Origin of the sequence: Pseudomonas sp. NPDC008258, assembly GCF_042956345.1 — a bacterium.
Classification (GTDB): domain Bacteria; phylum Pseudomonadota; class Gammaproteobacteria; order Pseudomonadales; family Pseudomonadaceae; genus Aquipseudomonas.
Genome location: NZ_JBIBGE010000017.1, coordinates 56,811 through 70,896, shown reverse-complemented (window position 1 = coordinate 70,896; position 14,086 = coordinate 56,811). Strand labels below are relative to the sequence as shown.

The window sequence follows — 14,086 nt, the reverse complement described above, 5'->3', positions numbered from 1 at the left end:
TTGCGGGCGGGGTGCTGCCAGATCAGCAGGGTGGCTGCTGCTGGGGCAGCAAAAGGTTGCGCAAGCCACGCAGAATGGGGCCTGGACAGGGGTGGCAAAGATATTGCTCAGGGGCTTGGGACCGCGGTGTGGCCATTCGCGGGCATGCCCGCTCCCACAAGGACCTGCGCAACCCTGGTTCCTGTGGGAGCGGGCGAGCCCGCGAAGCAGGCGCACTGGCCCTTTCAGACAAGACCGAGACCCCACATGAGCGCCATAGAACCCTCCCCCGCCCGCCGCTTGACCAGCGAAACCGAAGCCATCGAAACCGCCCGCCAGGTCGCCGCGCAAATCGCCGAACTGGCCGCCGACCCGCGCAACAATGGCCAACTCCCCCACCGCCAGGCCGAACTGTTGTCCAGCAGCGGCCTGACCGCCATCGCGGTACCTGTCCGGTTCGGCGGCCTCGGTGCCTCGGTGCAGACCGTTGTCGAAACCGTGCGCCTGGTGTCTACCGCCGACGGCGGCGTCGGTCAGTTGCTGCAGATTCACAATGTGATGTTGCGCGGCATCTTCACTGGCTACCCGGATGATGTACGCGACCGCCTGATCGCCGACGTGCTGGCCGGCAAGCGCTTCGGCAACGCCCTGGCCGAAGTCGGCGGCAAGAACAAGTTCGCCCTCAAGACCCGTGTCGAGCGCCGCGCCGATGGCCAGTGGGTGCTCAACGGCAGCAAGTTCTACTCCACCGGCTCCTACCTGGCCGAGTGGATCTCGCTGACCGCCGCCAGCGAAGACGGCGGCGTCGGCGTACTGCTGCACCGCGACACCCCTGGGCTGACCCTGGTCGATGACTGGCAGGCCTTCGGCCAGCAGAATTCGGTGAGCGGCACGGTCAACTTCGACAACATCGTACTCGACGAACGCTACCTCACCCGCCGCAGCGGGCCGATGAAACGCACTGGCCTGACCTTCCCGCAGATCCTCCACGCCGCCATCGACACCGGCATCGCCGCAGGCGCATTGCAAGCGGCTGTCGAGTACCTGCGCGAGCATGCCCGGGCCTGGGTGGAAAGCGGTGTCGAGCGCGCCAGTGACGAACCCCATGTGATTCGCCAGATCGGCGAATACGCCGTGGCGCTGCGCGGTGCCGAGTCGGTGCTGCGTGAGGCGGCGCGGGTATTCGACGACCATGAGCGCGACCCGGAGAACAAGGCCCTGCAGGATGAGCTGATCCTGTCGGTGGCCACTGCCCGCGCGCATTCCGATGCGGCATCGCTGAAGATTTCCAGCGACCTGTTCTCGCTGCTGGGGGCCAGCGCTTCACTGAGCAAATGGAACCTCGACCGCTTCTGGCGCAATGCCCGGGTACACACCACCCACGACCCGATCCGCTGGCGGCTGCACAACGTGGGCAACTACTACCTGAACGGGGCTGACCCGGGGGAGTACACGGCGGTGCTCAATGCCAAGGAAAACCAGGGCGCTACCCGCCGTTGAAACGGCGTTTGGACGGGGGGCGCTTTGCGCCCCTTTCGCGACGCAAGGCCGCTCCCACAAGGGGCGGTGTCGCATTCTGATCGAGCATCCACATGAACCACCCGCTTCTTCGGGCTTTGGTCATTTATCGCGAAATGCCCTGGCGCTTCGCGTTGGTCACAGCCTTGTACATTGCCGGCAACCTCGGCCTGGCCTGGCAGCAGTGGCTGATCGGCCATGCGGTCGATGATGTCAGCGCCGGCCGCGCCGTGCTGCGCCTGGCCGATGGCAGCCTGGACGCTAGCGTGGCCTGGCACTGGTTGTGGCTGCTGCTGGCCATCGCCCTGGGCCGCGGCCTGTTGCAATACGCTGCTGCCGTGCTGTCGCTGGTGCTAAGCCAGGCCCTGCTCACGCGGCTGCGTGAACGCATACTGAGCCAGGTGCAGCGCCTGCACTTGGACTACCACTGGCGCCACGGCATGGGCGAACTGGTCACCCGCACCACCCGCGATGCCGACAAGGTGCGCGACGCGCTGATCACTTTCTGGCGGCAAATCATCGAAACGCCGCTGGTGGTAATCGCCGCCGTGGGTTTGTTGAGCTGGTACGACCCACTGCTGGGCCTGGTGCCGCTGCTGCTGACTGGCGCCGGGTTGTGGCTGTTCGTGGTTCAGACCGATCGGCTGGTCAGCCTGGACCGCGCCGTGGGCGCTGCCTATGACCAGGTCAGCCAGGACCTGGCCGAAGGCATCGGCGGGGTGCGGGTGATCAAGGCCTTTGGCCTGGAAAACCAGCGCATCGCACGGTTCGCCAGCCAGGTTGAGGTGTTCACCGGCCACGCCCGCGCCGCCCTCGCCTACGCCAGTTCACGCATCCCACTGCCACAGGCCGTGGTGGCGTTGGGGCATGTGTGGATCCTGGTCTACGGCGCCCACCGCGTGGAAGCTGGGGCGCTGGGTATAGGCGAGCTGGTCACCTCGCTGCTGGTGGCGACCACGTTGGTGTTCCGTATCGAAGGCATTGGCCGGGTGATGCAGACCTTCGCCGATGCCCGCGCCAGTGCCGAACGCATCTGGCAACTGCTGGACGAACGCCCGGCGATCCTCACCGGCCATTCCACCCTGCCTGCCGGGCCGCTGGGGCTGAAGCTGAACCAGGTGCAGGTCAGTGCAGCGGAGGCTGGTCGGCCTGTCTTGCAGGGGTGCTCGCTGACCCTGTTGCCCGGTGAGGTCGTGGCCCTGGTGGGCGCTACCGGCACCGGCAAAAGCCTGCTGGCCAGCCTGTTGCCACGCCTGACCGAGGTAGAGCACGGCAGCGTGCAGGTTGGCAGCGACGCCAGCGGTTGGTACGACGTCCGCGACCTCGACCTGGCCGACCTGCGCCGCCGGGTGCAGGTACTGCCGCAGGAGAGCTTCCTGTTCTCCGACAGCCTGGCCGCCAATTTGCGCCTGGCCGCACCGCAGGCCAGCGACGCCCGGTTGCGCGAAGGTTTACGCCTGGCTGCTGCCGAAGATGTGCTGGAACGCTTGCCCCACGGTCTCGACACACCGCTGGGTGACCGCGGCGTGACCTTGTCCGGCGGGCAGCGCCAACGCCTGTGCCTGGCTCGCTCGTTGCTCGGTGCACCCGACATCCTCTGCCTGGATGACGCCACCAGCGCCCTGGATGCCCTGGGCGAACGCCAGGTGCTGCACAGCATCCGCCACCTGCACAGTGCAGGCGGCCAGGGCCCGACCTTGCTGCTGATCACCAGCCGCCTGTCCACCCTGCTGCAGGCCGACCGCGTGCTGATGCTGGAAAACGGCCACATCAGCGCCAGCGGCAGCCATGCCGAACTGTGCGCGAGCAACGCCCATTACCGTGACTTGCTGGGGATCGACCATGACTGATGTGCCGCACACCCCCGCCAGCGATATCGACATCGAGCAACGACTGGCCCGCCAGGCGCTGGACCGGGGCATGTTCCACCGCCTGCTGCCGCTGTTGCGGCCCATTCGCGGGCAGATCCTGGCGGTAATAGGCATCGAACTGCTGTTGGTATTCACGGTATTCCTGCGCCCGTGGTTCGTGCGCGAACTGCTGGACAAGGGCCTGGTGCCCAGCGCCGACCACTGGCTGCTCGACGAGCGCCTGGTGCTATGGCTTGGCGTTGGGCTGGCAGCAAGCTGGCTGGCGCGCTTTCTACTGGCCGGGGTGTCGCAGTTCATGGCCGGGCGCGCGGCAATCGGCGTGCTCAACGACCTGCGGGTCAAGGTGTTCGCCCATGTGCAGGCGTTGTCGGTGAGCTACTTCGACCAGACCCGTGCCGGGCGCATCATTTCCCGTGCCGACCGCGATGTGGATGCACTGGAACCGCTGTTGGTACAAGGCCCGCCCGAATTGCTGGGCGCCCTGCTTCGCTGCGGCCTGGCAGCGGTAATGCTGTGGCGCATCGAGCCCGGTTTTTTCTACAGCCTGGCCGCCACGGTCCCCCTGCTGGCCCTGGCCACCTGGCGTTTCAAGCGGGTGTCGCAGCGCAACTGGGCCAAGGTGGCCGAGCAACGCAGCCGCTTCACCGCGCACCTGGTGGAAAGTGTGAGCGGGGTGCGGCTGATCCAGCAATGCGGGCAGGAACAGCGTAACCAGGCACGCTACCGGCGCCTGCTCGAGGACTTCAACCAGGCGCTGATCCGCGGCAGCCTGCGCGCTGGCTGGTTCGCCCCTTTCACCGCACTGCTCAGCACCGCCGGCATGGCCGTGCTGTTGCTGGTCGGAGCCCATGGCCTGGCCGAGGGCAAGGTGAGCGTTGGCCAGGTGGCCGAGAGCCTGTTCTATGTGTTCCTGTTCCTTGGCCCGCTACAGGAGCTATCGGACCTGTTTGAACGCTACGCCACCGGCAGTGCCTCGGCCCAGCGCATCTTCCTGTTGCTCGACACCCGTGCGCAGGTACTTGACCCGCCCACACCGCATACCCTGGCCAGGGCGCGAGGCCAGGTGGACTTCGAAGCGGTCGGTTTCGCCTATGCGCCGAACAGCCCACGGCCGGTGATCGACGGGCTCGACCTGCATATTCGTGCCGGTGAAGTACTGGCCATCGTCGGCCCCTCGGGGCATGGCAAGAGCACGCTGGTGCAGTTGCTGACGCGCTTCTATGAAGTGCAGCAAGGCGCTGTAAAGCTGGACGGTATCGACCTGCGTGCGCTGGCCCAGCATGACTTGCGGCGCAACGTGGGTGTGGTGTTGCAGGACAACGTGCTGTTCAGCGGCAGCATCCTCGACAACCTGCGCCTGGCCGCGCCCGGCGCCAGCGATGCACAGCTGGTAGCCGCCGCCCGTGAACTGGGTGCCGACGAGGTGCTGGAGCGCCTGCCGCAACGCTATCACACCGAAGTCGGCCCGCTGGGCGCGCACCTCAGCCATGGCCAGCGCCAACTGGTGTGCCTGGTGCGGGCCTATCTGGCCGACCCGGCAGTGCTGGTGCTGGACGAAGCCACCTCGGCGGTGGACGTGCATACCGAGCGGCGCATCCAGCGTGCGCTGCGCCGGCTGTGTCAGGGGCGTACGGCGATCATCATTGCGCACCGGCTGGCGACCATTCGCGATGCCGACCGGATTGCAGTGGTACGGCACGGGAAAGTGGTGGAGCAAGGGGCGCATGCCGAGCTGATCGGGCGCGGTGGGGCTTATGCGGCGCTGTACGACGCGTATCTGCGCAGTGCCGGTGAGGTTGCACCCGAGGAAATCGAGGTCTGACTTGCCGGCCTCTTCGCGGGCAAGCCCGCTCCCACAGGTACAGCGCAGGCCTGACAGGCAGCGCATGACCTGTGGGAGCGGGCTCGCCCGCGAAAGGGCCGGGCCTGCTCATGCTGCTCTCCCAGCATCCACTGCTGCCCGATTGCTGCCACAGCAGCACCCTATCCCAAGCCCACCCTGAAAACCCCAGCCCACAGGCCCTACGCCACGCATGGCACAGCCGTTGCACCTACCTCCCCACTTGCACACCCTTCAGGAGCCCCCATGACCACCGAATTCTTCTGGCGCCTGCCCCTGGGCACCGACGGCCCGCAGCTGTCCACCGACCGCCATAACCGCGGCAACCCCGCGCACCGCCCCGGCAACATCGCCCCCGGCCGCCTGCCCGATGGCCAGGCCGATGGCTTCACCTACATCGACTACATCGCCCAGGTGGCCAAGGCCGCCGAGTTGGCTGGCTTCGAAGGCGCGCTGCTGCCCACCGGCCCGGAGCCATGGATCGCCGCTGCTGCGCTGGCCCGCGAAACCCGGCGTATCCGTTTTCTGATCGCGTTCCAGGCCACCTGGACCTTGCCCGCCTATGCCGCCCAGCAGGCGGCCATCCTGCAGAACCTCAGCGGTGGCCGGCTGGACTGGAACATCATCACCGGCGGCAACCCGGCCAGCCAGCGGGCCAATGGCGACTTCCTGGAACATGACCTGCGCTACAAGCGCACTGGCGAATTTCTGGATGTGATCCAGGGCCTGTGGACGCAGGACAGGTTCTCCTACGAAGGCGATATCTACCGGCTGGAAAACGGCAGCCTGCCGCCGGGCCTGCAACACGAACGCAAACCGGGCGTGTACTTCTCCGGCTTTTCCGATGCCGCGCTGGACGTGGCTGCACGCCATGCCGATGTGTACCTGAACTGGGCCGAGCCTATCGACAAGCTCAAGCCGCACATCGAACGCGTGCGCGAGCTGGCCGACAAGCAAGGCCGCACCGTGCGTTTCGGCTTGCGTGTCGACCTGTTCGCCCGCGAAACCGAAGAGCAAGCCTGGCGTGAGCTGCGCCAACAGTTCGATCGGCTGGAAGGCAAGGCCAGCGCCTCGGCCAAGGGCTTCATCACCGGTTCGGATTCCGTTGGTGGTGCACGCCAGGCCGCCTATCACCAAGGCCTGCAAGGCTTCGATGAACTGGTCCTGGCGCGCAACCTGTGGGCCGGTTTCGCCAAGGCCAAACCCGGCCCCACCGTAGGCCTGGTGGGCAGCCACCAGAACATTGCCGAACGCCTGGCCGAATACCGCGATGCCGGTTTCAGCACCTTCATCCTTGCCGCCAACCCGCACCTGGAAGAGGCCCTGCGCATCGGCCAGGAAGTGCTGCCGCTGGTGCAGAAGGCCGCCACCCCTACCCCTTTGCAAGCCAGTGCCTGACCCGGAGCCAGAACATGAGCCAACCCCTCGATACCCTGTGGTACACCCGCTGTCCGGTGCCCACCGGCCTGGGCATTGCCGTGCAGCAAGGCTGGCTGCAGGAAGACCTGGCCGGCCTCGGCACCCAGGTACAGTCCCTGCGTGAAGCCGACCAGCAGGCGGTGCGCGAATCGCACTTCGACCACAGCCTGCTCAATTCGGTACGCCACGGCGGCAGCATCCCGGCCATCTGGGCCCGCGCCCAAGGCCGTGACACCCGGGTGATCGGCCTGTCGTGGGCAGATGAGGCGCAGTTGATCCTGACCCGGCCAGAAAGCGGCATCCACACCGTGAAAGACCTCAAGGGCCGCCGCTTTGGCCTGCCCGACTGGGCTGCGGCACAGATCGATTTCACCCGCGCCCAGGCGCTGCGCGGGCTGGAAAATGCCCTCAAGCTCGAAGGGCTGCAAGTGGGCGACATGGACTTGGTCAACTACCGCTACGACGGCACCTTCAGCGACCGCCCGGTGCGCAACGTGGCCGGCACACCGGTGTCCAGCACCCAGAGCGAAGGCCGCAACCTGGAACTGGCCGGCCTGCTGCGCGGCGAGGTCGATGCGATTTTCCTCAAAGGCGCCAGTGCCGTGCAACTGGCCCACGCTTTTGCCTTGCACACGGTGATCGACACCGGCAGCCACCCCGACCCGCTCATCCGCAGCAACAACGGCACGCCACGCACCCTGGCGGTGGACAGCCACCTGCTGGCGCAGCACCCCCAGGTGGTGCGCACGCTGCTCGGTTCGGTGCTGCGCGCCGAACGCTGGGCCCACCAGCACCCCGACGAAACCCGCCGCTACCTGGCGCGGGAAACCAACAGCAGCGAATACTGGGTGCAAGTGGCCTATGGCGCAGACGCCCACCTGCGCCTGAGCACGCGCCTGGACGAACAGGCCATCGATGCGTTGCAGGACTTTGTCGACTTCCTCAAACGCTGGCGCTTCATCCCGCACCGCTTCGAGGTACGCGACTGGATCACCCGCCAACCACTGGACCAGCTGCTGGCCCCCATTCCCATGGAAAGGAAACCCGTAACCCCATGACCAAGCCCCTGGAAACCCTCTGGTACACCCACAGCCCGGTGCCCACCGGCCTCGGCATTGCCGTGCAGTCGGGGCGCCTGGCTGAGGCCTTTACACCGTTCGGCACCAATATCCAGTCGCTACGCGAGTCCAGCGAACGCGAGGTGCGCGAGGCCCATTACGACCATCACCTGCAGAACTCGGTGCGCCATGGCGGCAACATCCCGGCAATCTGGGCCTACGCCAGCGGCGTCGAAACACGCGTGCTGGGGCTGTCGTGGAGCGACGAGGTGCAGTTGATCCTCACCACCGAAGAAAGCGGCGTACGCAGCATTCGCGACCTGAAAAACCGCCGCTTCGGCATACCCAAGTGGGCCAACGTCCAGATCGACTTCACCCGTGCCCAGGCCCTGCGCGGGCTGGAGAATGCCCTGAAACTCGAAGGCCTGGCGGTGGCCGATGTCGAGTTGGTCGACTACCCCTATGGCGGCACCTACAGCGACGATGCCAAGCAGCACCTGTACGGCGCCGAAGTCAGCCTGGACACCAGCCGCGTCAGCCGCCGCAACAACGAGCTGATCGGCCTGCTGCGCGGCGACATCGACGCTATCTTCCTCAAGGGCGCGCATGCGGTACACCTGGCCCACGAGTTCGGCCTGCGCGTGGTAGTCGACACCGGCAGCCACCCGGACCCGCTGATCCGCAGCAACAACGGCACCCCGCGCACGCTGACCGTGGACCGGCACTTGCTGGAGAACCACTTCGATGCCAGCCGTACGCTGGTGGACACGGTGCTGCGCACCGAGCAATGGGCCTGGGCCAACCCCGAGGAAACCCGGCGCTTTCTGGCGCGTGAGCTGAACACCAGCGAGTACTGGGTGGCGGCAGCCTATGGCGACGATGCACACCGCCGCTTGCGCACGACGCTGGATAGCCGCTCGATCGAGGCGCTGCAGGACTTTACCGAGTTCCTGTTCAGGTGGGGGTTCATACCAGGGCGTTTTGATGTGCGCGAGTGGATTGATTTTCGGGTGTTGGAGAGTGTGATCGGTTCGACCTCCCGGTTGGCCGTTTGAATTACAGGGGCTGCTCTGCAGCCCTTCGCGGGCTTGCCCGCTCCCACAGAAACCGTGCATACCCTTGATCCAGCGCCATACCTGTGGGAGCGGGCAAGCCCGCGAAGGGCCGCAACGCGGCCCCAAGAATTTCAGCCCAACCACTGCTGCCCCAGCAGCACCCGCCCAGCAACCCACTGCTGCGCAATCTGCAACACCCTCTCAAAATCCCAATTAAATCGTTCTAATTCAATAAGTTAACAACATGGCACAGTCCCTGCTCTAGCTCTCCCCAACACTGCTTTACATACGGGGAGATCCACCATGCACCAGCTCAATCCACTCGCCCGCCAGGTCAGCCTCGCGCTGCTGCTGGCCGGCACCGGCAGCCAGGCCATCGCCGCCAACGAAGACACTAAAAACGAACCGGCCCTGGAAACCGTCACCGTCACCGCCCAGCACCGCGAGCAGACCTTGCAGGAAGTACCGGTAGCCGTATCGGCCATCAAAGGCACCAGCATCACCGCCGATGGCGTGCGCTCGATGGGCGATATCACCACCTTCGTGCCCAACGCCTCGGCCAAGAACCCCGACGGCGACGGTCGCCCGCGTTGGTATATCCGCGGCCTGGGCACCGGCGACACCGGCGCGGCAACGGTATTCCCGGTAGGCATCTATGCAGACGACGTCTACCTCAACGCCCCTGTCGCCGGTGGCGGGCCGCTGTTCGACCTGGAACGCATCGAAATCCTGCGTGGGCCGCAAGGCACCCTGTATGGCAAGAACACCACGGCCGGCGCAGTGAACGTGATCTCGAAGAAGCCGACCTTCGACACCGACGGCTACGGCACCGTCGGCTTTGGCAGCAAGAACGAGCGTATTGTCACCGGCGCTGTCGGCGGCGCGCTGGTCGATGAAAAGCTGGCCGGGCGCGTCGCGTTGTATTCCGAAGAGCGTGATGGTTTCCAGAACAATGACTTCGACGGCAACACCTATGGCGACGTGAACAAGAAGGCCATCCGCCTGCAGTTCCTGGCCCAGCTCAACCCCGACCTGGACGCTCTGCTCAAATTGCACAGCCGCCAGTTCAAGGGTGACGGCAGCAATGGATCGCTCCCAGTGGGCCGTTACTACAACGTGGGCTACGAACGCCCGCATGGCCGTGACATCTCGCTGAACGTCAACGAGGACTATCGCCTGGACCACGACGGCGCCTCGCTGACCTTCAACTGGTACCTGGGCGACTACACGCTGACTTCGATCAGCGCCTACGACTACATCCGCAACAAGTCCACCAGCGACGCCGACTACACCCCCTACGAGGTCAACGGCGCGTCGATCACCGACAACAGCTACCGCCAGTGGTCGCAAGAGCTGCGCCTGGCCTCGCCGGAAGACCGCCCGCTGCACTGGCTGGCGGGTGCGCATTACTTCCATGAAGACCTCGACAGCTCGGCACAACGCATCGTCACCCCAGGGCCGACGCCAAACGGCACCGGCTCGAACCAGGTGGGTACCACGGCGTTGCGCGATATGGGCTACGACCACCGCACCGACAGCTACGCGCTGTTCGGCAACCTGACCTATGACTTCACCGATGCCTTCAGCGTCACCGGGGGCCTGCGCTGGACCCAGGAGAAAAAGGACATCGACCTGGACCTGGTGCAACTGACCCGCGCCACCGCCAATGGCCCGCTGATCCCGCTGGGCGGCGTGGGCACCAACGGCAACCGCCAGGAAGACAAGACCTGGGAAGCCTGGACCTACGACCTGACGCCCGAGTACCGCATCAACGACAACCTGCGGGTGTTCTTCCGCTACGCCCACGGCTTCCGCTCGGGCGGCTTCAACACCGGGCTGTCGACCAGCCTGGCGCAGCTGACCACGGTCGACCCGGAAGAGCTGGATGCCTACGAGCTGGGGCTGAAGTCGGAGTGGTTCGACCGCCGCCTCACCGTCAACGCCAACCTCTTCTACTACGACTACTCCGACATCCAGGTAAACCTGCTGACGGTAAACAACGGCGTACTCACCACCGCCCTGACCAACGGCGCCAAAGGCAAGGTCAAGGGCGCGGAGCTGGAGATCGAAGGCCAGCCGACCGATCGCCTGCACCTGCGTGCGGCGGTGTCGTTCCTGGACACCGAGTACACCGACTTCAAGAACACCAACCCCACCACCGGCGCGGTGACCGGCGACTACAGCGGCAACAGCTTCGTGCGTTCTCCACGCAACGTGGTGTCGCTGGGTGCCGACTACACCATCCCGCTGGAAGTGGGCGGCAAGCTGGTGGCAGGGGGCGACGTGAGTTTCCGTGACAAGGAGTACTTCCTGGCCGACCGCCAGAGCAGCGCCGACGCCACCCTCAGCCAGCCTCACTACACCCTGGCCAACGCCCGCCTGAGCTGGTTCAGCCACGACGACAAGCTGAGCGTGACCGGCTTCGTCAATAACCTTACCGACCGCCGCTACCAGGTGCATGGCCGGCCCAACGGCACCGCCGGGCAGTACGTGATCACCTACGGCGACCCGCGCACCGTCGGGCTCAGCGTTACCAGCCGGTTCTGAGTTGCCCTTCAGGGCCTCATCGCCGGCAAGCCAGCTCCCACAGGTACAGCACAAGGCCTGAAACGTTCGGGGACCTGTGGGAGCTGGCTTGCCGGCGATGAGGCCTGCACTGCCAATACATCATTCAGCAGGAACATCCCATGCCCCACCACACCCCCTTGGCCAGCGCCATCGCCCTGGCCATCGCCGGCCTCGCCGTGCCCGCCTTCGCCGCCGAACCCAACGACCGCCTGGACACGGTGGTCGTGGTCGGCACCCACCGCAGCGACGTCACCGCCTTGCAAAGCGCCGCCCCGGTCGACGTACTGAGCGGTGAAAAACTTCAGGAAACCGGCGCCAGTGACCTGTCCGCCGCACTCACCGCGCTGTCGCCCTCGTTCAGCTTCCCGCAGTCACCGCAAGGCGCCTTCGCCGGCTCCATTGCCCAGGGTGCTTCGCTGCGCGGCCTGGCATCCGACCAGGTACTGGTACTGGTCAACGGCAAGCGCCGCCACACCAGCGCCAACGTCACCCGCCAGGGCCTGGTCAACGCCCGCGGCGCGGCAGCCGTGGACCTCAGCCTGATCCCGCTGTCGGCCATCGAACGGGTGGAAATCCTGCGCGACGGCGCCGCCGCCCAGTACGGCTCGGACGCCATCGCCGGGGTGATCAACATCGTGCTCAAGGAACGCGACGAAGGCGGTAACGCCGGCTACCGCTTCGGCGGTTACAAGAAAGGCGACGGCCTGCAACGCAAACTCAGCGGCTGGAAGGGCTTTGCCCTGCCCAACGACGGCTTCCTGACCCTGGCCTTCGACGCCGGCAGCCAGGACCCGGCCAGCGACACCCGCGACGACAACCGCATTTTCTACCCCGGTTCCACCAGCATCGACACCGCGCGCGAGCAGAACAACCGCTACCGCAACTGGCGCTGGGGCTCAGGCAATGTCTCGGACCAGTACAACTTCACCGCCAACGCCGAAATGGGTTTGAGCGAGGGGCTGAGTGCCTACGGCTTTGCCACCTACGCGCACAAGAACACCGACGCCGAGAACTTCTTCGACCCGCCCACTACCCTGCGCAACAACTACGGCAGCGTGGCCCTGGCGCGCTACCCGGACGGCCGCTTGCCAGTCACACGCTACGGCCTGGAAGACTTTGCCGTTACCGGCGGCCTGCGCTTCGAAGACCAGACCCTGGGCAACTTCGACCTGGCATTGAACTACGGCGACAACCGCGTCGACTCAACCGACCGCGACGCCATCAACCCGAGCTGGGGCGCCGCCAGCCCTTCGACCATCTACACCGGCCGCCGCGAAGCCGACCAGACCAACCTGACCCTGGACTGGACCCGCGATTTTGCCAATGACTGGCTGTTCAAGCCGCTGACCGTTTCCGCCGGGCTGGCCTGGCGCCAGGAAAACTACGACCTCAGCCAGGGTGACGCCGCCGGCTGGTCCAACGGCCCACTGTTCAACACGATCGATCCCATTACTGGCCGTCGCATCCCTGGCTACTACTCGGGCATTACCCAGGTCGATGCCGTGTCACTGGACCGCCGCGTGATCGGTGCCTACTTCGATGTCGAAGCCCAGCTGACCGAGAAATTCCAGGCAGGCGTGGCAGTGCGTAGCGAGCACTATTCGGACTTTGGCGACACCACCAACGGCAAGCTGTCGCTGCGCTACGACTTCACCCCGCAGATCGCCGCCCGGGCCAGCGCCAGCACCGGCTATCGTGCGCCATCGCTGGTGCAGAGCGGGCTGTCGTCATTCAGCGTGCAGGTGGTGGAGCAACCGCCGGGCAGTGGCAACTGGGTCGAGGTTCAGCAACGCACCCTGCGCGCCGACAGCCCGGAAGCGGCGCTGCTTGGCGGCAAGGCACTGAAGCCTGAAGAATCGACCAACTTCTCGGTAGGCCTGGTGTGGCGGCCACTGCCCAATGCCTCGGTCACCCTCGATGCCTACCGCATCGACATCGACAACCGCATCACCCTGTCCGACCAGCTGCCAGCTGCGGTGGTGGGGCCGATTTTCGCCGGCACGCCCTACGCCAACATCCAGAGCGCGGCGTTCTACACCAACATTGCCGACACCCGCACCGATGGTTTCGAACTGGCCGGCCATTACCAGCTGGACGCGGGCCGCTGGGGCCGCGTGGACTTCAACGGTGGCTACGCGCGCAACAACACCCGCATTACCGGGCTGGACGATGTGGGCAGCATTCCCGGCAACCAGATCATCGGCCGCAACACCCAGGGGCTGATCGAGGATGGCACGCCCGAAGACAAGCTCACCCTCAGCGCCAACTGGCTGTATGACGGCTGGAGCGTCACCGTGGCCCAGCGCCGTTACGGTGAGTGGAAAAACCGCAACGCCGCCAACCCCACGCTGGACCAGACCTTCAGCCCGCAGTGGGTGACCGACCTGGATGTGTCGTACCGCTTCGACCTGGGCCTGACCTTGTCGGCGGGTGCGATCAACCTGTTCGACAGCCACCCCGACAAGCTGAAGGGCGCGCAGCTGTATGGCGTGCCGAAGTACTCCATTACCAGCCCGGAGGGGGCGCAGGGGGCGTTCTACTATACCAGCGTGAGTTACGACTTCTAGGCTGAAACCGCGCTGGCTTCTTCGCGGGCTTGCCCGCTCCCACAGGGTGGCACCTGGCTGCGAACCCGTGCAGTACCTGTGGGAGCGGGCAAGCCCGCGAAGAAGCCAGCACCGATGCTGCTGACAGGCTGCTGCTCTAGCAGCACCTCGCTGCTGCTCCAGCACCACCCTCGCCTTCAAGCCCCGAAATCCGCGGCTTTCGCCGCCTGGC

General features: G+C 65.8%; 8 protein-coding genes. All 8 read left to right on the top strand.

What is annotated here, in order from left to right; genetic code table 11:
- Positions 1-246: 246 nt before the first annotated feature.
- Positions 247-1,479 carry an acyl-CoA dehydrogenase family protein gene (locus ACFY9W_RS15545; RefSeq protein WP_391131735.1) on the top strand — a complete coding sequence of 411 codons (1,233 nt, stop codon included), beginning with the start codon at positions 247-249 and terminating at the stop codon, positions 1,477-1,479.
- Positions 1,480-1,571: 92 nt separating this feature from the next.
- Positions 1,572-3,347: an ABC transporter transmembrane domain-containing protein gene (locus tag ACFY9W_RS15540; RefSeq protein WP_391131733.1), complete on the top strand. Its 1,776-nt coding sequence runs from the start codon at positions 1,572-1,574 to the stop codon at positions 3,345-3,347.
- The gene (locus ACFY9W_RS15535) at positions 3,340-5,190 is read left to right on the top strand and encodes an ABC transporter transmembrane domain-containing protein (protein ID WP_391131731.1); all 1,851 of its coding nucleotides are present in this window, start codon (positions 3,340-3,342) and stop codon (positions 5,188-5,190) included. The genes ACFY9W_RS15540 and ACFY9W_RS15535 overlap by 8 nt, the downstream gene beginning before the upstream one ends.
- Positions 5,191-5,454: 264 nt before the next feature.
- Positions 5,455-6,606, top strand: coding sequence for an LLM class flavin-dependent oxidoreductase (locus ACFY9W_RS15530; RefSeq protein WP_391131729.1), 1,152 nt, complete (start codon positions 5,455-5,457; stop codon positions 6,604-6,606).
- Between the two features lie 14 nt (positions 6,607-6,620).
- Complete coding sequence (locus ACFY9W_RS15525) at positions 6,621-7,685, top strand: ABC transporter substrate-binding protein (RefSeq protein ID WP_391131727.1); 1,065 nt, start codon at positions 6,621-6,623, stop codon at positions 7,683-7,685.
- On the top strand, positions 7,682-8,740 hold the full coding sequence (locus ACFY9W_RS15520) for an ABC transporter substrate-binding protein (RefSeq protein WP_391131726.1): 1,059 nt from the start codon (positions 7,682-7,684) through the stop codon (positions 8,738-8,740). Before ACFY9W_RS15525 ends, ACFY9W_RS15520 begins: the two co-directional genes overlap by 4 nt.
- Positions 8,741-9,043: 303 nt before the next feature.
- On the top strand, positions 9,044-11,287 hold the full coding sequence (locus ACFY9W_RS15515; RefSeq protein WP_391131724.1) for a TonB-dependent receptor domain-containing protein: 2,244 nt from the start codon (positions 9,044-9,046) through the stop codon (positions 11,285-11,287).
- A 140-nt stretch (positions 11,288-11,427) separates the two neighbouring features.
- Positions 11,428-13,875 carry a TonB-dependent receptor domain-containing protein gene (locus tag ACFY9W_RS15510; protein ID WP_391131722.1) on the top strand — a complete coding sequence of 816 codons (2,448 nt, stop codon included), beginning with the start codon at positions 11,428-11,430 and terminating at the stop codon, positions 13,873-13,875.
- Positions 13,876-14,086: the final 211 nt, after the last annotated feature.